The 21616-nt window shown below is 33.9% G+C and carries 22 protein-coding genes; 12 read left to right on the top strand and 10 right to left on the bottom strand.

Annotated elements, in window-relative coordinates; translation table 11 throughout:
- Positions 1-2: 2 nt before the first annotated feature.
- Entirely contained in the window at positions 3-1955 is a 1953-nt protein-coding gene (speA, locus tag AC6EJA_RS06195; protein ID WP_498503562.1) for a biosynthetic arginine decarboxylase, read from the bottom strand.
- 144 nt (positions 1956-2099) lie between these two features.
- Here speA and ndk point away from each other — a divergent pair, with 144 nt between their 5' ends.
- Positions 2100-2555, top strand: a complete 456-nt coding sequence (gene ndk / locus AC6EJA_RS06190; RefSeq protein WP_498501797.1) for a nucleoside-diphosphate kinase — start codon at positions 2100-2102, stop codon at positions 2553-2555.
- 56 nt (positions 2556-2611) lie between these two features.
- Here the strand turns inward: ndk and thiO are convergent, their stop codons facing one another.
- Entirely contained in the window at positions 2612-3718 is a 1107-nt protein-coding gene (gene thiO, locus AC6EJA_RS06185; RefSeq protein ID WP_498501796.1) for a glycine oxidase ThiO, read from the bottom strand.
- Positions 3719-3819: 101 nt separating this feature from the next.
- Here thiO and gatB point away from each other — a divergent pair, with 101 nt between their 5' ends.
- Positions 3820-5295: an Asp-tRNA(Asn)/Glu-tRNA(Gln) amidotransferase subunit GatB gene (gatB, locus tag AC6EJA_RS06180; RefSeq protein ID WP_498501795.1), complete on the top strand. Its 1476-nt coding sequence runs from the start codon at positions 3820-3822 to the stop codon at positions 5293-5295.
- Here the strand turns inward: gatB and coaE are convergent.
- Positions 5290-5898 carry a dephospho-CoA kinase gene (gene coaE / locus AC6EJA_RS06175; protein WP_498501794.1) on the bottom strand — a complete coding sequence of 203 codons (609 nt, stop codon included), beginning with the start codon at positions 5896-5898 and terminating at the stop codon, positions 5290-5292. The two genes, gatB and coaE, sit on opposite strands and share 6 nt — an antisense overlap.
- Positions 5899-5970: 72 nt before the next feature.
- Here coaE and argJ point away from each other — a divergent pair, with 72 nt between their 5' ends.
- Both argJ and AC6EJA_RS06165 read left to right on the top strand, forming a co-directional pair.
- Positions 5971-7212, top strand: coding sequence for a bifunctional glutamate N-acetyltransferase/amino-acid acetyltransferase ArgJ (argJ, locus tag AC6EJA_RS06170; RefSeq protein ID WP_498501793.1), 1242 nt, complete (start codon positions 5971-5973; stop codon positions 7210-7212).
- A 167-nt stretch (positions 7213-7379) separates the two neighbouring features.
- Positions 7380-7793 carry a DUF805 domain-containing protein gene (locus AC6EJA_RS06165; RefSeq protein ID WP_498501792.1) on the top strand — a complete coding sequence of 138 codons (414 nt, stop codon included), beginning with the start codon at positions 7380-7382 and terminating at the stop codon, positions 7791-7793.
- 236 nt (positions 7794-8029) lie between these two features.
- On the opposite strand, the gene AC6EJA_RS06160 is transcribed toward AC6EJA_RS06165, so the two are convergent.
- The gene (locus tag AC6EJA_RS06160) at positions 8030-8686 is read right to left on the bottom strand and encodes a hypothetical protein (RefSeq protein ID WP_498501791.1); all 657 of its coding nucleotides are present in this window, start codon (positions 8684-8686) and stop codon (positions 8030-8032) included.
- Between the two features lie 90 nt (positions 8687-8776).
- Positions 8777-9070 (bottom strand): hypothetical protein, encoded by a 294-nt coding sequence (locus AC6EJA_RS06155; RefSeq protein WP_498501790.1) that lies wholly within the window; start codon positions 9068-9070, stop codon positions 8777-8779.
- Positions 9071-9342: 272 nt separating this feature from the next.
- On the opposite strand from AC6EJA_RS06155, the gene AC6EJA_RS06150 reads away from it, so the two are divergent.
- From AC6EJA_RS06150 to AC6EJA_RS06140, 3 genes are all read left to right on the top strand, one after another.
- Positions 9343-9582, top strand: a complete 240-nt coding sequence (locus AC6EJA_RS06150) for a hypothetical protein (protein WP_498501789.1) — start codon at positions 9343-9345, stop codon at positions 9580-9582.
- 202 nt (positions 9583-9784) lie between these two features.
- Positions 9785-10198 (top strand): phosphoribosyltransferase, encoded by a 414-nt coding sequence (locus AC6EJA_RS06145; RefSeq protein ID WP_498501788.1) that lies wholly within the window; start codon positions 9785-9787, stop codon positions 10196-10198.
- On the top strand, positions 10191-10658 hold the full coding sequence (locus tag AC6EJA_RS06140) for a nucleoside 2-deoxyribosyltransferase (protein WP_498501787.1): 468 nt from the start codon (positions 10191-10193) through the stop codon (positions 10656-10658). Before AC6EJA_RS06145 ends, AC6EJA_RS06140 begins: the two co-directional genes overlap by 8 nt.
- 159 nt (positions 10659-10817) lie before the next feature.
- Here the strand turns inward: AC6EJA_RS06140 and hemG are convergent, their stop codons facing one another.
- Positions 10818-11351, bottom strand: coding sequence for a menaquinone-dependent protoporphyrinogen IX dehydrogenase (hemG, locus tag AC6EJA_RS06135; RefSeq protein WP_498501786.1), 534 nt, complete (start codon positions 11349-11351; stop codon positions 10818-10820).
- A gap of 150 nt (positions 11352-11501) precedes the next feature.
- Positions 11502-13343, bottom strand: coding sequence for an ABC transporter ATP-binding protein (locus tag AC6EJA_RS06130; protein WP_498501785.1), 1842 nt, complete (start codon positions 13341-13343; stop codon positions 11502-11504).
- Between the two features lie 171 nt (positions 13344-13514).
- Between AC6EJA_RS06130 and AC6EJA_RS06125 the strand changes: the two genes are divergently transcribed.
- The 3 genes from AC6EJA_RS06125 (at position 13515) to AC6EJA_RS06115 (ending at position 17120) form a co-directional block, all read left to right on the top strand.
- Positions 13515-14693, top strand: coding sequence for a glycosyltransferase (locus AC6EJA_RS06125; protein ID WP_498501784.1), 1179 nt, complete (start codon positions 13515-13517; stop codon positions 14691-14693).
- A gap of 6 nt (positions 14694-14699) precedes the next feature.
- Positions 14700-15638: a glycosyltransferase family 2 protein gene (locus tag AC6EJA_RS06120; protein ID WP_498501783.1), complete on the top strand. Its 939-nt coding sequence runs from the start codon at positions 14700-14702 to the stop codon at positions 15636-15638.
- 75 nt (positions 15639-15713) lie between these two features.
- Positions 15714-17120, top strand: coding sequence for a DUF2079 domain-containing protein (locus AC6EJA_RS06115; RefSeq protein ID WP_498501782.1), 1407 nt, complete (start codon positions 15714-15716; stop codon positions 17118-17120).
- Here AC6EJA_RS06115 and asnB read toward each other — a convergent pair whose 3' ends face one another.
- Positions 17121-19061, bottom strand: coding sequence for an asparagine synthase (glutamine-hydrolyzing) (asnB, locus tag AC6EJA_RS06110; protein ID WP_498501781.1), 1941 nt, complete (start codon positions 19059-19061; stop codon positions 17121-17123).
- Positions 19062-19332: 271 nt separating this feature from the next.
- Between asnB and AC6EJA_RS06105 the strand changes: the two genes are divergently transcribed.
- Together AC6EJA_RS06105 and AC6EJA_RS06100 are read left to right on the top strand one after the other, a co-directional pair.
- On the top strand, positions 19333-19584 hold the full coding sequence (locus AC6EJA_RS06105) for a hypothetical protein (RefSeq protein WP_498501780.1): 252 nt from the start codon (positions 19333-19335) through the stop codon (positions 19582-19584).
- Positions 19581-20708 (top strand): THUMP domain-containing class I SAM-dependent RNA methyltransferase, encoded by a 1128-nt coding sequence (locus AC6EJA_RS06100; RefSeq protein ID WP_498501779.1) that lies wholly within the window; start codon positions 19581-19583, stop codon positions 20706-20708. Before AC6EJA_RS06105 ends, AC6EJA_RS06100 begins: the two co-directional genes overlap by 4 nt.
- On the opposite strand, the gene AC6EJA_RS06095 is transcribed toward AC6EJA_RS06100, so the two are convergent.
- Positions 20701-21090: a phage holin family protein gene (locus tag AC6EJA_RS06095; RefSeq protein WP_498501778.1), complete on the bottom strand. Its 390-nt coding sequence runs from the start codon at positions 21088-21090 to the stop codon at positions 20701-20703. The genes AC6EJA_RS06100 and AC6EJA_RS06095 overlap by 8 nt on opposite strands.
- The gene (locus tag AC6EJA_RS06090) at positions 21090-21539 is read right to left on the bottom strand and encodes an ElaB/YgaM/YqjD family protein (protein ID WP_498501777.1); all 450 of its coding nucleotides are present in this window, start codon (positions 21537-21539) and stop codon (positions 21090-21092) included. Before AC6EJA_RS06090 ends, AC6EJA_RS06095 begins: the two co-directional genes overlap by 1 nt.
- Positions 21540-21616: the final 77 nt, after the last annotated feature.

Here is a 21616-nt window from a genome sequence, read left to right as displayed (position 1 = left end):
AGTTATTCCTGTAAATAAGTACTTTCTCTGAGACTTTTTTCAACATATTCTATAAGCCTTTGAGCATCACTAATTTTAAGTTTTCCTTTTTGAATTGCCACCTCACTTGATACCCGCAGTTTCTCTAGTACTATCTGAGGATCATGTTCCATTGCCTCAAGTACGTCAGCTTTTGTATCACCTCGGATAACATGTTTAACACTGTATTTCCCTTGACTTGTCAGACGTATATGTGCCGTATTAGTACTTCCAAAAAGATTATGAATATTCCCCAAAACTTCCTGGTATGAACCTCCCAAAAACATGCCAAGAATATAGTCATCCTTTTTATTCAATTCATGTAGCTCTAACAGATTTTTTCTGTTTCCATTATTTATAAATTTGGATAATTTTCCATCAGAGTCACATGTAAGGTCTGCGATATCACCGAGTAATTCAGGTTTTTCATTAAGTCTGTGAATTGGCATGACAGGGAATAATTGCTGGATAGCCCATGTGTCAGGAGCAGATCTGAATATTGATAAATTTGCATAATATGTTTGTGCTAAAAAACTCTTTAAATTTGTAATTTCTTTTGGAATGTGACTTTTGTTAGATGATGGTATTTTATTAACTACTGCATCTGCACAAGCCCATGTAAGTTTTTCTGCAATTCCTCTCTCAATGAGATTTATATAGCCAAGTCGAAAGCCAGCCAAAGCATCCTCCTTAAATTTTAACGCATCATTCCATGATTCTTGTAATTTAGAAATTTGACTACTGTCATTTTTGGGTATCGATTTTATTATTTTTAAAGTAGTTCTCAAATTTTTTATTATTTGACATTCTTCTTTTTCCAGCTTTGGTATATCTGCTGATATTTTTGTTTTCCCAAGAATATTGAAGACGAGTATAGAAAAATGACTCGATAAAGCTCTTCCACTTTCACTTATTAAACATGGACTTTTAATATTGTTAGATGCACAACATTCTTGAATAGTAGCAACAACGTCATTTGCATAATTTTGTAATGAGTAATTAGTCGATATTGATGTTGCAGTTTTGCTGCCATCGTAGTCAACGCCAAGCCCTCCACCTACATCAAGATAGCCCATAGGAGCACCAAGTCTCTTTAATTCTGTATATATTTGACCCGCTTCTTGTAATGCGTTCTTTAATATCCCAATATCGTTAATTTGACTGCCTACATGAAAATGCAAAAGTTTCAATTCCTGCAGTAAATCCGACTCTTTAAGTAAATTAACGGTCTTAAGGATTTCTGGGACTGATAAGCCAAATTTAGATTTTTCTCCAATAGAACTTCCCCATCTACTTTTATTTTCTGTCGATAATTTTGCTCTGATGCCTATAAGAGGAGCAGCCCCTAATTTTTTGCTTGCAATCAAAATTCTATCTACTTCATCTGCCTGCTCAATTACGAGAATTGGTTTAAGGCCCAATTGTCTAGCTAAGATAGTCGTTTCTATATAACTGTTGTCTTTGTATCCATTGCATATTAAAAGTGAATTTGCATTTGTTATTAAAGACAAAGAAATAAGTAACTCAGCTTTGCTTCCTGCCTCTAATCCAAGGTTCCATTTATCACCTGATCTAAGTAATTCCTCAATAACATGTTTTTGCTGATTGCACTTAATTGGGTAAACCCCTTTATATTCTCCATCGTATTTATATGTTTTAATAGCTTTTTTAAAAGATTCATTTATTTGTCTAACTCGATCTTCAAGGATGTCGTCGATTCTTATTATTAGTGGTAATTTCAAATTTCTACCTTCTAACTCTTTGACTAAATTAAAAAGATCAATTTCCCTACTATCTTCATTATTTGGGTTAATGCTTATGTTTCCCTTTGAGTTGATGGAAAAGTATGGTTTACCCCATCTTTCAAGCCCATAAAGAGCAGCGCTGTCGTTAACCGACCATTTTTTTTCATTGTAGTTGGGCTTTTTGTTTTCCAATTGATCGGATTTTGTTTCGTCTGTTGAATTCACTTTTAGCTGAAAAATTACTTTAATGAAGTTGAAATTGTTTTACTTCTCATTTTTGGCGAGTTGATTGTGTAACCTTTTTAGAACATTATTTTTATTCTGACTCTTATTTTCATGTCTGTCGAAAGAACTTTTATTGCAATCAAGCCTGATGGCGTTCAAAGGGGTCTTATTAGTGAAATCTTGGGAAGATTTGAGAAAAAGGGATTCAAATTGGTTGGGTTGAAGCAGCTTGTACCAGATAAGCAACTTGCAGAGGCGCATTATGGCGTGCACAAAGAGCGGCCTTTCTTTAGTAGTCTCGTAGGTTTCATTACGAGTGGGCCCGTTGTTGCAATGGTCTGGGAAGGCGATGGGGTAATTGCGAGCGCCAGAAAGTTAATTGGTACTACTAAACCTCTTGAGGCTGAACCTGGAACTATTAGAGGAGATCTCGCAATAAATATTGGTCGAAATGTAATACATGGTTCTGATGGGCCTGAAACCGCAGAATTTGAGATTAATCTTTGGTTTAATCAATCTGAATTGAGTGAATGGTCTCCTAGTGATCAGAGTTGGCGTGTAGAATAAATTGATTTATTTTGACTTCAATGTAGTTTAGAAAATTTATATTACTTGAGGGGGATTTAATTAAATCTATTCCACAAAAACGATTTTTTGAGCTCTGAAAGTTGATCATCAAGTTTTTTGCCCAAGATGGACTTGCTTAATAGTTCAGCAGTTATGGCAGCCAATAAAACTCCATTTCTGTAGTGCCCCGTAGCCACCCAAAGTTGTTTAAGGGGGGAATTGCCTAGTATTGGTTTTTCATCTGGAGTGCATGGTCTGAAGCCCCACCAGCGTTCCATATGCGGCCAGTCTTTTGCTGCTGGAACTATGGATTCAAAACCTCGACGAAGCTGAGATTGTCCAAATGGAGTAAGTCCTTTTTCAAACCCTGCTTCCCTTTCGCTAGTTGCTCCCACAATTATTAATCCATCTTCGCGAGGTACAAGGTAAGTTCCAGGGCCAAACACTATTCTGCTTAAAGCGTCTCTAGGTCCTTGAATAGATAACATTTGTCCTTTAACTGGGAACACAGGAATCTCTTTTAATAATTGAGTAGTCCACGCTCCAGAACAAAGAACCCCAGCGTTTGAATTTATTGATTTGATTGTTCCTTCCGCATCTTTTACCCGCACACCTTTGAAAGTATCAAAACTTGTAATTATCTCAAAAACTTCAACACCCTCCTCAAATTCCACTCCCAATTCATAACAGGCTTTTTCAAGGGCACGCATTAACAAACGTCGGTTGTCTATTTGACCATCTTGCTTGAACAAGATTCCCCCACGCCAATTTTTTGAAATCTCTGGTAATTCCAGAAAAAGTTCTTTTTCATCAAGAAGTTCCCCATAATTGCAGGTTGGATATGAGTCTCTTTTGGAGAGATTTTCAAAAGGAACAACTATTCCACATTTTCTAAGGCCACAAGATAATCCGCTGTTTTTTTCGATTTTTTCTACCCATTGGGCTTGTTTTGTAAGACTTAATTGACCTAGTTCAAGCATTTCTGCTTCAAGTCCCTCTGCGTGTGGTGCGAGCATTCCTGCTGCTACAAATCCTGCTGCTTCACTTCTTCTTCGACTGAGGACAATCACACTTTCTCCTGCGGCTGCAAGCTCATGTGCAATTGATAGTCCAATCAACCCTCCGCCAATTATTAGGAATGGTTCTGTGCTACGAGCAGCCATTGATAAGTTTAAGAGTTGGTAATTTGTGTGTTTTCAAAAGAAGCATATAACTCTATTGCTACTCTTAATTAAATAAAACCTCAATTACTTAATTCAAAAGTATGGTTGTTTCAAATAATTCTTGGGAGGCTGTGATTGGCCTTGAAACTCACGTTCAGTTAGGAACTAATAGCAAAATATTTACATCAGCATCTACAAATTTTGGCGATGCCCCTAATACGCATATAGATCCTGTGGTTTGCGGTTTACCTGGGACTCTCCCTGTTTTAAATCAAAAAGTTTTGGAGTATGCCGTTAAAGCATCTCTTGCATTAAATTTAGGCGTGTCTAAGCATTGCAAATTTGATAGAAAGCAATATTTTTATCCGGATCTTCCAAAAAATTATCAAATTTCTCAATTTGATGAACCTCTTGCAGAGAATGGCTGGATTGAGGTCGAGGTAGCTGAAAAAGGGAAAGAGACTTATCTAAAAAAAATTGGGATCGAAAGACTGCACATGGAAGAAGACGCAGGAAAGCTTGTTCATGGAGGAAGTGATCGTCTTGCTGGATCTTCTTATTCTCTGGTTGATTACAATAGAGCTGGTGTAGCACTTGCTGAGATAGTTAGTAAACCCGATTTGAGGACAGGCAGAGAGGCTGCAGAGTATGCATCTGAAATCAGACGAATAGTAAGGTATCTCGGAGTCTCAGATGGAAATATGCAAGAAGGATCCTTACGTTGTGATGTCAATATATCTGTTAGGCCCTCATCAGATGCACCGTTTGGTACAAAGGTTGAAATCAAAAATATGAATTCTTTTTCCGCTATTCAAAAAGCTTGTGAATTTGAGATAAGAAGACAAATTAAAGCATATGAATCAGGTGAGGCTGTTGTTCAGGAAACTCGATTATGGGATGAGTCTAAGCAGCTAACTAAGAGCATGAGAACTAAAGAAGGTAGTAGTGACTATAGATATTTCCCAGACCCCGATTTGGGCCCTGTGGAAGTAACAATCGAGCAACGTAATAAGTGGCAATCTGAATTACCCGAACTTCCATCAGCAAAACGTCATCGATATGCGAAGGATTTTGAACTTTCTACTTACGACGCAAGGGTTCTTACCGACGAGCTGTCAATGGCAGAATTTTTCGAGCAAACTGTTGCATCTGGTGCTGATCCAAAGGCGGCTTGTAATTGGATCACTGGTGATATTGCAGCATATTTAAAATCTTCAAAAAAATCAGTAGAAACGATTCCTTTCAAAGCTGGAGATCTAGCAGAGATGATCTCACTAATTTTGGAAGGAAAAATAAGTGGAAAAATAGCCAAAGAAATATTACCGGATCTTTTAAATCAAGGGGGTTCTCCAAAAAAGATTGTTGAGAAGAAGGGCCTTGGGATGATAAGTGATCCAATGATTATTTCTGAATTAATAGACAAAATTTTAACTGATTTCCCTAATGAGGTTAATGCTTATAAAGGAGGGAAGAAAAAATTGCTAGGTTTTTTTGTAGGCCAATTGATGAAACAAACTAGTGGCAAAGCTGATCCCAAGTTGGTTAATCGGATCTTGAGTGAGAAACTTAATTCATGACTTGATCTGATCATTTTTTAGCAGTATTTCTATTTGCTTTTGCCATATCAGAGGTTCTTGATCATTATTAAGAATATGATCAGCTAGTTTCTTTTTTTTATTCATTGGTAACTGAGAATTAATTCTTTTTTTGGCTTCAGAAAAACTTATATCATCTCTCTCTGAAAGTCTAATAATTTGGTTCTTTAAACTACAATATACAAGCCAGATTTCGCTGCATAAATATGTTAGATTTGCTTCAAAAAGAAGAGGAACTATTAATATTATTGTATGCTGATTTTGTAGCAATTGTATTTTATTAATTAATTGATTTTTGATAATTGGATGCAGTAAATTTTCAATCCATAATCTATTCTCTTTTGAATTAAAAACTAATTTAGCTAGTTTTTTGCGATCAATTAAATTGTCTTTTAATATAGAGTTCCCGAAATAATTAACTACTTGTTTTGAAAATATTGTTCCAGGTTTAAGCAGATCGTGGGAAATTTTGTCAGCATCAATGGTTGGCAGTTGGTAATTTTTTTCTATGTATTTTCCTAGGCTACTTTTTCCACTAGCAATTCCACCTGTTAATCCAATTCGTCGCTGGTTTTGATTCCACATTGTATTGCTCTGTGTGGCTTGAATATCATCTTTCATGAATCAATATAGAAATGAGCTTTTTAAGGGAAAGTATTGAGCCCTTCAAGTAAATCGTCGTGGACTCCCATTAATGGTGGGATAACTAGACCTACTGGGTTTAGGGCATCTGCAATTAGTGCAGGTCTTAAACCATCAGGTGCACCTGACCTTGCATTATTGATAGCTCCAGAAAAGGCAGTTTGCGCAGGTACCTTTACACAATCTACTTTTAGATCTGGCAGCGTAATTTTATCAAGTGAACGGATTAAAAATAATAAGGCGAATGTTAGAGCAGTTTTAATTAACTCTGGCCAAGCTAATGCTGGCCTGGGAGATAGAGAGTTTTCTGATAGTTATAGAGCTACTGAATACGCAGCAGCTTTGCTTAATCTTCACAAACAAGATGTTTTAATTTGTTCTACTGGAGTAATTGGCAAACCAATTCTTATCGAAAGCCTAATAGAAGCTATGCCATTATTAGTAAATAGGTTATCTACTAAGGGTGGGGAAGAGGCGTCAAAAGCTATATTGACTACTGATTTAGTCAATAAGCAAATTGCCATTTGCTCGAATTTAGGAAATCAAAAGGTGCATATAGGAGGTATGGCTAAAGGGTCGGGTATGATTCATCCGAATATGGCAACTATGCTTGGATTTATAACCTGTGATGCAGCTGTACCTGATAAAGAATGGTCACGCATCATAAAGAAAGCAGTAGATGTCTCTTTTAATTTGATATCAGTTGATGGCGATACAAGTACAAACGATGCTTTTATTGGGTTTGCAGCAGGTGAATTACTTGAAGAGCAATATTTTAATGAGTTGGAAAAAGGAGTAATTCAAGTAGCGCAATTCCTGGCCAAGTCAATAGCGCGTGATGGCGAGGGTGCTACTTGCCTGATAGAGGTTCAAGTGCAGGGTGCGGAGTCAAATTATGACGCAGGCAAAATTGCTAGAAACATAAGTAGTTCTTCCCTTGTTAAAACAGCAATACATGGCTCAGACCCTAATTGGGGAAGAATTATTGCCGCGATGGGAAAATCTGGCATATCTTCCAATTGGAAAGATCTATCACTTTGGATTGGAACTTATCAACTAATCTCAAGAGGAGATATTCTTGCTTTTGATGAAACAAATATCTCTGAGTACATACAACAAAAAAAGAGGGGAAAATATTTAATTGACGACACTGTACTTATTAAACTAGTCATTGGTAATGGTATGGGCCAAGCATTAGCCTGGGGTTGCGATTTATCCAGTGACTATATTCGGATCAATTCCGAGTATACGACTTAGTCCAAATTCATTGTGCTGCAGTTGATCTTGGTGAATACAATTTTTATTAAAACACTAATAAAACAGTAATAAAGTTATAGTATCTAATCTCAATACAAAGTCACTATTTAATATTGAATTTGTTCCTTAACATTTATAATATGTAATGCTTTTAATAAGAGAAATTTATGATTCAATCCTTTTTATCAGCATGGAAAAATGCTTTTGTTTTTAAAGGGAAAACATCAAGAAAAGATTTTTGGTTTTATCAATTAGCAATTATCATTCTATCCACAATATTGAATATTACTCAAAGTTTGGTTGTTAATTTACAGTATGCTTTTCTTTCTAGTGAATCTGTAGTTTATGATGCTTCTCTTCTCAGCGGAATATTTGCAATTATTAGTCAATTAATCACGATTATTTCTGTCTTCTTCGGCTTAGGGGTTCTTATCGTGAGTGTATCAATTCAAGTGAGACGATTGAATGATATTGCGAAAAAGTGGATATGGATTTTTATTCCAATTGTTCCAATTTTTGGATTGATTTATTTTATTTACCTAATGTGCCAACCTTCTGTTGATGCAAATTCACAAGAATAATAAAATAGTGATTTTTTCATAGTAATCGATTTCAGTAAGATAAATTAAAATAAAAGACTAACCCTTTCATTTAGAAGTGTTGCTGTAACTACTATCTACCTTAAATGTTTTTATCAATAGCAATTATACAACTTAGAAATTGTGGTAAAAGATGATGCCTAAATTGTCTTTATAGCAGGCTTTTAGGAATATAGATTATGAATATATAGGAATTAGAGAAGTAAAATTTACTTTTATTATATTGTCACGATTGATTCTTCATCAATCAAATTCTTGTTTATACTTGCTGCCTCTTTATAGCCATAGAATAAAAGGGAATTTATGACTACATATGCTAGCCATGATGTTGTCAAATATACGATAAGTCCTCCAAAACTAGCCATATTACTTGAAGTTGTGCTCACTAGCATGATAGTGACTAAAAGAAAAAATTCGTAAAATAATACTTTCCACCCATTTTTCATCGATATCTCCTTACTTTTTTTCATTGCCTCCAGTGGGCCCATATTCTCCTTCTCACATATAACACCCACATAGAGATATCTTTTTCTGAAAATTATACCCGGTATAATAAAAATTATCAGACCCAAAAATGTTATAAGTCCAACTATGAGATTTACTAAAAAAACGCGCCAAGCTTTATTTAATAAAATATCTATTTTTGGAATGGTAAACAACGATTGATTTTCATAACTTCTTAAGGAAGCCATAAATATTGGGAAGAAAATCAATCCCCCCAATAACTCAATCACAATGAAAGCTGAATTAGAATAACTAAATACAGCAGGTAAAATAATTAATAAAAGGAAAGAAGATCCCATCATCTTGAATATTTCTGAGTCATATGAACTGGTAAAAACCTTTGATAGTAAATTATTTTTTATGGGATTCATCAATCTTTTTTTATAGTACGCTTAACATACTTTAAATCTGATTGAATATATTTTTTGGTCACATTTTGCTAGATACCAATAGTATTGATATCAATAATAAAGAAATTTAGATTGTAGGAGTACGTGGAAAACCATTTGCTCTCGACATAATTCCTTACCCCTTGGCTTGATTTTATCAAGAATGGTTGCTAAGCAATTCATCTTAAAAGATTCACGTCTTAAGCCTAAAAAGTCACAAATAGAATTGCTTGCTATTGGAGGACGTGCGTTTGATAGTCTTGCTTCATTAATTAAAATAATCAATTTATCCTCTAAAAAATTTAATTCAGCTTCATTAAGTACTTCTCCGCGTATATATTTAAGCATTAAGTCATCTTCTTTCATTATATTGTGCTTTTTGATAATTGATTGGTTTTGATTAAAATAGATCATTTTATTAATTTTATCAATCATCTTTATCTTTTATCCTTGCAAAATTTCCTTATTCAAGGGTGTATAGACTCTATGAAGTATGGTAACTAGGTGATATATTTCATAGACTATAATTCATAGACTAAAAAATCCGCCAGCAGGCGGTTTTTTGATTAGTCATTATTGGTTGTTATCATGCATACTGCCAAAAATTTACTATCGTTAAATAAAATTTAGTGATCAAAATGACGAAAGAAATCAAAAAAGATTCTAAAAGATGTACGAACAATAAAAAAATAATACTTGCGTATCAATTAATTCAAATTGGATCCTCCTCTATTGCCTCAATAGCTCTTGTTTTTATCGCATTCGGATTTTTTTCAATTAATTATGAATCTAGGCTTTTCAATCAATGTGTTGAGGAAATAATAATGGGTGGTTCAGATATCTCTAAAGCTGTTCATTTTTGCAATGGAGGTAATTAAAAAGTCAACTTAATTGGATGGATCTCAATAGAAAATGTCAATTTTTCATTTCAATTATCAATTAAAAATAAATCCTAGGATCCTTTTAAATCAAAATTTTTTAAATTTTATGCCAGTGTTTGTATCTTTAATTAGTATTGTATAGATAAAAACTCATACTCGTAAACTTTGAAAATTAATTTTTCAAGTTTCTTTTTATATCTTGGCAACAACTAATCTTCGCTTTGTAAGCTGGAAGGAGTTCGATTTATGTATAAAAAAAATTGCCTTTTCTTCCAATAAAAAAAGTTTTAATGGAGTTTATGGTTTCCCAAGAGGTGGCTTATGTCTTGCAGTAGCCTTAAGCCATTATTTGGATATAAAACTGCTTGAGACTCCTCAAAATGGTTCGTTAATAGTTGATGATGTTTATGAAACAGGAAAGACTCTCAATAAAGTTCGTGATCTTAAGGATTCAAAAGTTTTTGTGTGGTTTAGTAAAGTTCGGCCACAATGGTGGGAAGCCGTTCAAATAGTTGAGCCTAGAGAGTGGTTGGTATTTCCTTGGGAAAATCCTACACTTGCAATTAACGACAAAAGAAATTATGAATGTTCTCGCTTTAGATTGAATGAATAAAAAGATTATTTATCTCGCTTCGCCATATGGATTTTCCCATCAATGGCGAAAACGTCTCCTTCCTGAATTTGTAGAGAAACTTCAAGAACTTGGAGCAGAAGTTTGGGAGCCTTTTTCAAGAAATTCACAAGTTGATTTTTCAAAATCAGGATTGGCTCACAGTGTGGCAATCTCGGATCTTCAAGATGTCAAAAATTCTGATGGAATATTTGCCATTGTTAATGGAACTCCACCGGATGAAGGTGTAATGATTGAGCTTGGTTTTGCAATAGCGCTTAAAAAAAACATTTTTTTGTTTCGCGATGATATTCGAAGATGCACTGATTCAGAGGACTATCCACTTAATTTAATGGTTTTTTCGGGACTCCCTTCAGATGGATGGCAGGATTATTTTTATACGTCAGTTGATGAAATCACGAATTCTAAGAAAGGACTTTACCGATGGTTAAAAGCCATTTAATCATTTTTCAATTTCTAAAAAGTCTTCAATCCAATCTTGCTTAATATAAAATTATTAGTATAATTGCATTCAATCTGATTATGACTTTCTCTCTAATCCTGTTGTTATTTCAAGCTATAACTATCATCACAAGTTAATTCTGTAATTAAATTTTGCGAATTATAATTTTGAAATTGATTCAATTAGCTCGTCAACTTTGTTCCAATCAGTAAGTTCATAAACTTGAGAAATATCTTTTGGTCCATTAGTTATAACCATAATAAACAATATAGCTAACTTATTTGCGCAGTCTAAACTTGGGTAATCTAATCGTCCTGCAAAAACACCTTTCAAATTAGGTTCCCAATCCACTTGTTTAAGAAACTTTATAATATAGGGGTTTGTTTCCGGAGTGTTTTTTTCTTCTTTTCTGGCTGTTAAATTTAAAGAGAAAAATGTTGTTTTTTTTGTATTTAAGATTTCTTTGTTTTGATTGATAAACTCATATACGTTTTTTCTGTGGTAACCATATCTAACACTTGCTCCCATCACAATTTCATCAAAATCATTTAAATTCTCCTTATAAACTTCTTCAAATGAGGATAGATTAATTTCTTTGCTATTTATTAATTTCTTTTTTATGTATTCACATATGCTTTTTGTATGTCCATCAACAGTAGAATAAATAACTAAGAGTTTCGTTTTTTTCTGCACCTAATAAAGCCTTGTACTCTTTTTAGTTTAGTTAATTGATTGCCAGTGGTTCAGAATTTATAACTTCTATGAATTATTGTTAAATTTTAGTATTAGCCAAAATTAATTTTTTTAATTACATCAATATCAAATTATAAAAATTTTATAGTCTCACAATATATCAAAATTAGTACTTTCCTCGGCTGCGTTTATCATTTCTTGAAAGCTTTGAGAGTTTTTAGATAACTGTTGATAGGCCCCTGATGATTTGATTAGTCCATCTTCAAATTCATAAATGTAATCGCATCTCTTAACTGTAGAAAGTCGGTGAGCAATTATCACTATCGTGCAACCCCTTCCGATTAGATCTATTGAGTCCATTATCTCTGATTCGGTTTTATTATCTAATGAACTAGTTGCTTCATCTAAGACAAGAAAAATTGATTTTCTATAAAATGCGCGTGCAATAGCTAGTCTTTGCCTCTGTCCACCAGAGAGAGTGATTCCATTTTCTCCAATATTTGTGTGGAGTCCATTTGGTAATTCAGAGACCACATTTTCGAGTTTTGCAGCTTGAATAGCTTCCCATACTCTTTCAGTATTTATTCTCTTTTCTTCTATTCCATATGCCACATTCTCTAAAATAGTGCTGTTTAGTAGATTTATATATTGTGGAACATACGAACAACATGCTTGCCAGGCAGGTACCTCAGAGTCAGTAATATCGACCCCGTCAAGTTGAAGTGAACCTGAAGTTGGTCTTAAGAGACAAAGTAGCTGATTTGCTGTTGTTGTTTTACCACTTCCTGTTTTACCCACAAAAGCGATCCTTGCTCCTGTTGGTATTGTCATACTTACATTATTAAGTACAAATTTTTGTTGTTTAGGATATCGATATCTTATTTTATTCAGACTTATATAGTTCCTTGGTTCAATACCTTTAGGTGATGGTACATTCTGAGAATTAATAGTTAATCTCTCGCTAGAGAGTTCAATAAGTTTAAGAGTCTCTTTAATATCTGGTATGCTTGATCTTATTGAAGTAACTGCCCTAAATGAATCTTGCAAGGGCGGAGTTAATTTTAGAGAGGCAACTGCAATTGTTGCTACAAAAGGAACAATATTCGCTAAGTTAGAGGGCTGGTTATTAGAAAGTAATGGAAAAAGTCCAATAGAAAAAATTAATGTTATTCCAAAAGGTTCTATTAAAGCTCTAGGAAATTCAGGCAAAACTTCTGCTTTCCAAATAAATGGAAAGGCATTTGCTCCGGCCGCTGAATATTTTTTTTCAAAATATTCTTCAGAGCCTGTTAAATGTACATCTACTATTGTTTTCACAGATTCATTTAAGACCCTGTTAGTTTCTGTCTCTAATTGAATCCTTTTGCGTCCTGCAAATCTAATGAAAGGTGTGACTATGAATGAAATTAATGTATAACATATAAGTAAACTAATAATAAGATATAATGCTATTGATTTCGCTATTGAAAGTACGGCTAAGCATATTAAAAATATAATTACAAAACCACTTGTTACTTCTAACAATGGCTTTACTAAAAATTCTGATACCCTCGATATATTTAATAGAACTTTGTTAGACAAATTAGCATTGCGCTCGCTAATAAAAAATTCATAAGGTTGAGCAAGTATGTTTCTTTGAGCTAACTCAGATAGATCTCTCCATATTGATGCTCTCAACCTCTCTTGACATGCTCTTAAAAATAGTTTTAAGAATGAGGCTATCCAATTCATGCTGATGTAGATAACTACTAGCCATATGACTTTTAACTTGGGATCCTCTGGGACCCAGTTCCCAAGAGGTAAGGAGGGCCTATTTGGCTCGCCAATTACTATTGTGAAAACTCTTGATACTAGCGCTACAACTAATACATCAGCCAGTCCTGTAAGAGCGGCTATGGGAATCAATGATATGAGGGAATACTTTCTTTGCTTAGGCAGTCCTTTAAAAAGCCTGCCAAGGAGCTCTATTGTTTCGCTATTTATGACCATCATGTGAAATTACACAGGCTTGCCAATATCTGCCGAAGAAGTCAGCCAGTTTTTTGGGTGTTTATTTTTATGTTTTCTAATCTCTCTAAGGATTTCAATTGAGAAATTTTTTTTTGAAAACAGTCTTATTAGAATATCTTCATATCGGTTTCAAGTACTAATAATTCATTTGCAATGACAGACATCCTTATTATTTCAACAGCTGATTGGGATCACCCTATTTGGACTAATAAACAACATGTTTCATGTTCACTAGCTGATTTAGGTTTTCGAATTTTATATGTGGAATCCCTTGGACTCAGAGGAGCAAACAAGACTGGCAAAGATCGAGCAAGAATCTTTAAAAGATTAAAAAAAGGACTTTCTGGCCCCCAAAAGGTGAGATCAAATATTTGGGTAGTTTCCCCGCTCGTAATTCCCGGAGGGTCTCGAGGTTTTTTCCGACAGTTCAATCGTCTAATACTTCAAATCACGCTCAAATTAACTAGTTTTTTAATTGGTTTTAGGTACCAGTGGCTTTGGACTTATAACCCTTTAACATTACGATTTCTGAATTTAAAGCTCTTCAAGAAATCTATTTACCATGCAGTAGATGCAATACACGAACAACCAGATATGCCAAGAGATTTGATTATCCAGGAAGAACAAAAACTTTGCAAACAAACTGATTTGGTTTTTGTAACATCACCACAAATCAAACGAGATTTGAAAAAATACACAAAGCAAGTCTTTTATGAACCAAATTGCTGTGATTATTCCCATTTCTCCAGAGCAATGGACATAAAAAAAGAACATATACCATCTGATATTAAAGATATTAATACACCTATAGTTGGATTTATGGGTGCTATAAGTAATTACAAGCTAGACTTTGAATTGATATATTCTGTTTCCTTACTGCTCCCTAAATTAAGCTTTGTCTTTATTGGACCTTCTGCTGAGGGAGAGAGAATTACAGATATATCTTTACTTGAAAAGCGAAGAAATATATATCTCATTGGTCATCGTGAATATAAGTATCTACCAATGTATTGTGCTGCTTTTGATGTTGCTTGGTTGCCTTTAAAAAAGAACAAATATACTCAATCGATGTTTCCAATGAAATTTTTTGAATATTTGGCTTCTGGGCTCCCCGTCGTAGCTAGTTCAATTGATAGCCTGAAAAGTTTTGATCAACAAGTATTTTTATGTGATAATGATGCAAAGTGTTTCTCAATTGCAATTATGAATGCTTTAAAGTCTAAGAATTCAAATCTTGAAAATAGGCTAGCTCTTGCAAAATATTATGACTATAAAAGTAGAACTAAAAGAATGCTAGACCTTATAAAAAATAATGAAAAGTTATCAATTTAATTTATCGTGGAATCAATAAAATTAGTAAGTTGGGTTATCCCTTGCTTTAATGAGCAGCAAGTAATTGAGGAGACTATCTTTAGAATAAAAAAAATTTCCGATCAATTTCCAAAATATAATTGGGAATTTATTTTTGTTGATGATGGAAGTAATGATAACACTAGAAACATAATTAAGAATCAAATTGATCAAGATAAAAGAATAAAATTGATTGGATTTTCAAGAAACTTTGGGCATCAATATGCTGTTCAAGCAGGCTTAGACAATAGTTATGGCAATGCTGTAATTGTTATTGATGCTGATTTACAAGATCCACCAGAAATATGCAAAGAAATGTTATTTAAGTGGGAGCAGGGTTACGATGTTGTTTATGGGAAAAGAGTAAATAGAGCATCCGAGAGTATTTTTAAGAAATTAACTGCAGCGATTTTTTATAGAGTATTGAATCTACTTTCTGAGATAAAAATACCACTTGATACCGGCGACTTTAGATTGATTGATAGGAAGGTAATCGACGTTTTGAAGACAATGCCTGAAAGGGGAAGGTTTATGAGAGGTTTGATTTCTTGGGCAGGCTTCAAACAATGCCCTCTTGAATATCGCAGGGATTCAAGATTTGCAGGTGACACCAAATATCCTTTAAAAAGAATGGTAGTTTTTGCTGTTGAGGGAATAACAGCTTTTTCAAGAAGGCCTCTAAGATTAGCAACTATTTTTGGATTGATTTGTGCGGTATTAGCTTTTTTTGGAATTATTTATGTGTTTTATGTTCGTTTATTTACTAACACTTGGGTTGATGGTTGGGCAGCTTTAGCTGTCGCCATTTTATTCGCTACTGGTGTTCAATTAATTTGTTTGGGAATTCTTGGAGAGTATGTTGGAAGAATATTTGATGAAAGTAAGGGGAGACCAATGTACATTATTGATGAAAATATTAGTAACTAATATATGTGTAAGATTTATTCAAAGATTTTTGTTTAATTTATCTATAATATAGTAGACAAAATACAGACAAGAAAAATGAAATCATATAATAATAAAGAGGTGTTCTCGAAAAATATCGATCTTTTGCTTAAGATATCTTTTGGAATAAGTTTAATTTTTTGGTTTCTTTCTTTTTTACGACATTACTTACTTCAAAGTAATGCTTTTGATCTTGGTCTTTTTGATCAGTGGATATGGCTAGAAAGTGTTAATCAACCAGCTTACTCTTCTATGACTGGATTACATTTACTAGCAGATCATGGCGCCTGGATACTTTATCTACCAGTTCTTTTTTATAAAATTTATCCGTCAGTACATTGGCTGTTTGTTTTTCAATCTACAGCATTAGTATTTACCTCATTACCTATCTGGCTTTTGTCAAAACAGAGGGATTTGAGTAATAAAGAATGTTGGCTGATTTGCTCGTTATGGTGGCTTCAGCCTGTTGTGTTTAATGTGAATTTATTTGATTTTCATCCCGAGGTAATGGCTATGCCATTACTTGCACTTTCCTATTATTTTTTAAGGCAGAATAATAGAATTATATGGCTGTTTCTTCTTTTTGTTGTTCTAGGTACAAGAGATGGTTTGGTTTTATTAACTATTGGTATAAGTTTAGAACAATTACTAAGGGGTAATGTTAAAAATTTTGCTTTATGCATGCTACTTTCTATCACTTGGCTTGGATTTTTAAATAATTTTCTTTACCCTTATTTGAACGCAGATCAAGGAACAATAATGGCAATTTCAAGATATGCATATTTAGGAAACTCACTTAAAGAAATCCTATTGCAGCTTATATCTAATCCCTTGATAATCCTTTCAAAATTAGAGTGGAGTGAATCTATATTTTATTTATTTATTTTGTTCATACCATTTGTACTTTTTATTAATAAAGATTCTCTAATTACATCATCTGCAATCGTACCTTTACTTCTTACTAATATTTTATCTACTTCTTTTTCTCAAAGAACTTTGATCCACCATTATAGTCTCCCTATTGTATTAGTTTTAGTAATTGCTTCAATAGATGCTTTTAGTTTTCATAGGAGTCACAAAAATATATTTAAGTTTAAATATTTATTTTTACTTTTTACTTGGGCAGCTCTATCCAAACCATGGTTTTTTCTTGGTCCTTATCTAAGCCGCACTAATTCCATTAAACCTGCCAGAGAAGCATTTAGTATGATTCCTAAAAATGCAGCAGTATTGACAACTAGTTATCTAGCACCCCACTTAACTCAAAGAAAAACTATTAACTTCCCTAAGGAAAACTTTGATAAAAAAAATATCTCCAATTACGATGTTCTTCTTCTCAACCCTTTAGATCCAGGATGGGAATCAAATAAAAATGTACAAAATAGATTGCTTTCAGAAGCAAAAAATCAGAATTGGGTCTGTGAAAGCTGGGATAATGGACTTGAATTATGTCAAAGAAATTAGTTAGTTTTCCTCTAACCAAGCTTGCCACATTAATATTGGCCAAAGTTTCTTACTGTTGTCCTTTTTGCCTGAAATATGTTCCATCCATAATTGATTAACTAAATTTGTTGACAGGAAATTTTGTTTGTTGAGTACACTTTGATCTAATAAATCATTTCCCCATTCCTTTAGAGGCCCCCTTAGCCATTCTTTTATGGGGGTTGCAAAACCAGACTTACTTCTATCAAACATTTCTTTTGGAATGTAATTGCTCAAAAGATTTTTTAGAATTAATTTCCCCGTTTTCCCTTTAACCTTCATATCTATAGGTAACTTCCATGAGAATTCCGTAAGATTTTTATCAAGAAAAGGTGATCTAGTCTCAAGGCTAGAAGCCATAGAGGCTCTATCTAATTTCACCTGATTATTATCTGTTAGATAAGATAAGCTATCTAAAGCCATCATTTTTGACACGGGGTCAATATCAAATCTATTTAAGTTTCTATTTACTCCTAATAACTCATCATATTTAATATTCTCAATTGAATTTGTATTTATTAGTGATCTTATATCATGCCATTCTGTTATTAAAAGTTTATACAGTTCATCAAATGAATTTGCATAATTCAAACGGTATGTAAGTTTTTTTAATCTGTCATTAAACTGAGGTATTCCTGAGAATCTTCCAAAAATATCGAAAACAATATCAGGACAAATTTCTACAAATGTTGATATTAATCTTCTACTTTTTGGACTAAATATTGATATCTTTTTCCATATTGAAGGTGACAAAGTATATCTATTATATCCGCCAAAAATTTCGTCAGCGCCGTCACCGCTGAGAGCAACTTTAAAACCTGACTGGCGAGCTGCCTGACACATGAGGTAGGTGGGTATACATGCGGGATCACCAAAAGGCTCAGAGAAAAAATTTGGTATTCTTGGCACAATCTCCAGAGCATCCTGGGCTGTAAATTTTAACTCGTTGTGTTCGGTCCCAATGAAATCGGATATTGCTTTTGCAAATGGAGCTTCGTTATATTTATTATTTTCAAATCCAACTGTAAAAGTATTAATTTTTTCTGACCTAATAGACTGTAAAATACAAGTAACTAAACTTGAATCTATTCCTCCAGATAAAAAAGAAGTCACATTTACGTCTGATTTACTTTGATAATTTATTGCATTAGTCAAATGTTGTTTAAATTCCTCCGAAGCTTCTTCTTTATCATTTATTTGATTACTCAATCCTCTATCAATTACTTCCTCTAAGCTCCACCAAGATTTTGGTATGAAATCTGTGTTATTAGATATTGGAAGATTAATTGTTAGAAGTTTTCCTGCTTCCAATTTCCATATTTTTTTATAAATTGAAAATGGAGAGGGAATATATGAATAATTTAAAAACTTGGCTAATGCATATCTATTTATCTCATTATTAAAACCAGGATAAACCTTGAAAATACTCAAGTCTGAGCCAAATATAAAGTCTTCATCTTTCCCAGCAAAACCCCAGTACAGTGGCTTTTCCCCAAATCTATCCCTAACAAGGTGTAATTTATTATCTTTTTTATCTAATAGTGCGAACGCAAACATCCCAATGAAATTTTCTAAGCTTTTTTGCAATCCCCAATTTGTTATGCAGGCTAAGAGTGTTTCAGTATCAGATGTTCCTTTCCATTTATAATTAAGTTTCTTTCTTAGCTCTTTATGGTTATATATTTCACCATTAAATATAATTATAAATCTATCGTTATTTGAAGCCATTGGCTGATTACCAGTGGGAGTAAGATCATTAATAGAAAGCCTTGTATGATTTAGTAATATCCCCTCTTTTTCATAAATATAAAGATCATTATTGTCAGGCCCTCGCCTTAATAAACTGCTATTCATTAATTTTGATATTTCCCCTAAAAAATTTAAACTCTTATTTCTGGAAATAATACCGGAAATACCGCACATTTATTATTCCGTAAAGATGATTTATCTTATATCATTGAATACGCATTGTTTTGTAGTTTTCTTTTGAAATTATCCAGAACCCTAATTCAATATTCAAATTATTTTAAGTTGTTTGAAAAAAATTTGTTAGGAATATTTTCAAGCGTGGTTTATTTATAAATTGGGAGGTCTTCCAACCTCCCCGAATCAATTTGGTTGATAAGGCTTGACTTTACCCCATCTCCTTAAAGATCAGGCAGCAACGAGTGCTTTCTGACGGGAGAAACTAACGATGTTGTTAGCGTTTATGTGTTTGCTCAAGCCGAGCAGGCTTCAGTCACCCTCCTCATATCCCGTCGAAACCATTGCAGCCCCAAATGAGAGTGGAGCTGAGCGGAATCGAACCGCTGTCCGAGCTACTGGTGTGGATCACCTAGTTCGTAATTCAACGAACAACTATATTTTTGCAGTTGTTGTATTTTTTGGGCAATGGGTAAATACTAGAAACCTGAAACGGGCTATAAGTAATCTCCATCTCAAATGAAAGTTTTTGCTGTTTTCCCAGAGGGTTTGGTATCTGAGGGTGAAGATGAATTGAAATCAAACGGAGCAAGAAATGTGCAAGGTACCCGCGGGGGTGTTTTTTTTGAGGCTGATTTACAAACCTTTTATAGAATTCATCTTTATTCAAGATTGTCATTTCGGTTTCTTCGCCAGATGGCTGTTTTTAAATGCAGTAGTCCAAAATCTTTATATTCAGCTGTTCAAAGATCAATTGATTGGGGTGAATGGCTCACTCCTGACAAAACTTTTCGTGTGAATGTTTCTGGTTTTTCTAGTGAGTTAAATCACAGTCACTTTTCTGCTTTGCAAGTAAAAAATGCAATAGTTGATTTCCAGAGAAATTTTTTTGGTGCAAGATCAAATGTTGAATTAAAAGATCCAGATTTATGTATTCATCTTCATATTTCAAGGGGTGCCGCCACCTTGAGCTTTGAAAGTTCGGCTAAAAGTCTACATAAAAGAGGTTACAGAGTTGCTATGGGTTTTGCTCCATTAAAGGAAAATCTGGCTGCAGGATTGATCAAATATTCTAAATGGGATTTCAGCACAAGTTTGATAGATCCATTGTGCGGATCAGGTACTTTTTTAATAGAAGCTGCCAGTATGGCAATGGGCTTTGCTCCGGGTTTAAATAGAAAATTTTTATTCGAAAATTGGATTGATCATGATGAAAATCTTTGGATAAAAGAAAAAAAACTAGCTCAAAAAATTAGCATTGAAAATAAAGTTATTCTTCCCAAAATAATTGGTTGTGAGATAAATTCCGATATTGCAGATCAGGCAAGATCAAATATTAAAGGGGCTTCTTTAGAAAAATATATAGAAGTGAAGAATATTCATTTTGATGAACTATCAATGCCAAAAGAAAAAGGTCTTCTGATATGCAACCCACCTTATGGAAAAAGGATAGAAAGCGAAAATAATCTACAAAAGTTATATAAAGACCTTGGAAAATTTTGTAAATTAAATGCATCTGGATGGGAATTATGGATATTAAGTGGTAACCCTAAATTAACTCAATTTCTTGGCATGAAATCTAGCAAGCGTCTTTCAATAAGTAATGGCGGTATTGATTGCAAATGGCTTAATTATAAGGTTAATTGACTTTGCCAAGAACAGCTCTTGTTGTTTTATTAAGCCCCTCAATTGTCTCTGGTAAGTATGGACCTTTAGCTAAAAGACCACCAATTCTGAGACTAATTCCCGCAAGTACTATATTAAATATTGCAATGCATAATACAGTAGTTTCTATTGACAAATCGAATCTGTTTATCATTTCAAAACTCAAAAGTATTTCAAATAATATCATCGCTAATATCATTAGAATTCCACCAGTTGCAAGAAAAATTCCCCCACTAATTAGTCTTCTTTTTTCTCTATCCATTTCTTGCAATGCTATACGCACATGCAAATCCATTACTGATCCAGCTAGTGCTGTTATTCGAGCTGCAGCGCCCAACCCTTTTTTTGATTGATTAGTAGTCATTAGCCTTTTCTACCTCCAGATAAAAGTATGCCAAGGATCACCCCAACACTTGCTGCAATACCAATTGCAAGTAGCGGTCTTTGTCTCACCGGTGTTTCAATTCGAGGCCTAAGAGTAGTGTTTAATTCATCAAGAAGATTTTCTAATTGCTTTTCAAGTGGCTCAAGATTTTCTGCTAAATCTTTTGTTTTATCACTCGCAGAATTGAAAAGTTCCTCAAGTTGTTCTTTGACTCCGTAGCTATTTTTCCCCGAATGGGAAGAAATCACTTTTGCTAGTTCATCAAGGCTCCCTTTAGTTGCCTCAAGAGTCTGCTTAGCCATGTCCGGCCATTTTTCTTGAATCTGAGGAAGTAAGGCTTCAAATCGGTCGCTAAACCACTGCTCAGACTGATTTTCAATAAATTCAGTCGATGACTCTACTTTGGGTTCGCTCGAGGCGGAATTCATTGATTCCATAAATCCCACAATGATGCACCAAGCCTAGAGAGAAATTTGATTAATAGAAACCCTCAAATCTGAGGATC

This window comes from Prochlorococcus sp. MIT2309 (assembly GCF_059772305.1).
The sequence above is the reverse complement of the archived record's forward strand: the minus strand, read 5'-3'. Positions and strand labels throughout refer to the sequence as shown.

Excerpts from the sequence above, each read along its gene's own strand:
- thiO (WP_498501796.1), bottom strand. The coding sequence starts at position 3,718 with ATGGCTGCTCGTAGCACAGAACCATTCCTAATAATTGGCGGAGGGTTG.
- AC6EJA_RS06100 (WP_498501779.1), top strand. The coding sequence starts at position 19,581 with ATGAAAGTTTTTGCTGTTTTCCCAGAGGGTTTGGTATCTGAGGGTGAA.
- gatB (WP_498501795.1), top strand. The coding sequence starts at position 3,820 with ATGGTTGTTTCAAATAATTCTTGGGAGGCTGTGATTGGCCTTGAAACT.
- AC6EJA_RS06150 (WP_498501789.1), top strand. The coding sequence starts at position 9,343 with ATGACGAAAGAAATCAAAAAAGATTCTAAAAGATGTACGAACAATAAA.
- AC6EJA_RS06090 (WP_498501777.1), bottom strand. The coding sequence starts at position 21,539 with ATGAATTCCGCCTCGAGCGAACCCAAAGTAGAGTCATCGACTGAATTT.
- AC6EJA_RS06095 (WP_498501778.1), bottom strand. The coding sequence starts at position 21,090 with ATGACTACTAATCAATCAAAAAAAGGGTTGGGCGCTGCAGCTCGAATA.
- AC6EJA_RS06160 (WP_498501791.1), bottom strand. The coding sequence starts at position 8,686 with ATGAATCCCATAAAAAATAATTTACTATCAAAGGTTTTTACCAGTTCA.
- asnB (WP_498501781.1), bottom strand. The coding sequence starts at position 19,061 with ATGTGCGGTATTTCCGGTATTATTTCCAGAAATAAGAGTTTAAATTTT.
- AC6EJA_RS06130 (WP_498501785.1), bottom strand. The coding sequence starts at position 13,343 with ATGATGGTCATAAATAGCGAAACAATAGAGCTCCTTGGCAGGCTTTTT.
- AC6EJA_RS06140 (WP_498501787.1), top strand. The coding sequence starts at position 10,191 with ATGAATAAAAAGATTATTTATCTCGCTTCGCCATATGGATTTTCCCAT.
- ndk (WP_498501797.1), top strand. The coding sequence starts at position 2,100 with ATGTCTGTCGAAAGAACTTTTATTGCAATCAAGCCTGATGGCGTTCAA.
- AC6EJA_RS06125 (WP_498501784.1), top strand. The coding sequence starts at position 13,515 with ATGACAGACATCCTTATTATTTCAACAGCTGATTGGGATCACCCTATT.
- AC6EJA_RS06165 (WP_498501792.1), top strand. The coding sequence starts at position 7,380 with ATGATTCAATCCTTTTTATCAGCATGGAAAAATGCTTTTGTTTTTAAA.
- AC6EJA_RS06105 (WP_498501780.1), top strand. The coding sequence starts at position 19,333 with ATGTTGTTAGCGTTTATGTGTTTGCTCAAGCCGAGCAGGCTTCAGTCA.
- coaE (WP_498501794.1), bottom strand. The coding sequence starts at position 5,898 with ATGTGGAATCAAAACCAGCGACGAATTGGATTAACAGGTGGAATTGCT.
- AC6EJA_RS06155 (WP_498501790.1), bottom strand. The coding sequence starts at position 9,070 with ATGAAAGAAGATGACTTAATGCTTAAATATATACGCGGAGAAGTACTT.
- AC6EJA_RS06115 (WP_498501782.1), top strand. The coding sequence starts at position 15,714 with ATGAAATCATATAATAATAAAGAGGTGTTCTCGAAAAATATCGATCTT.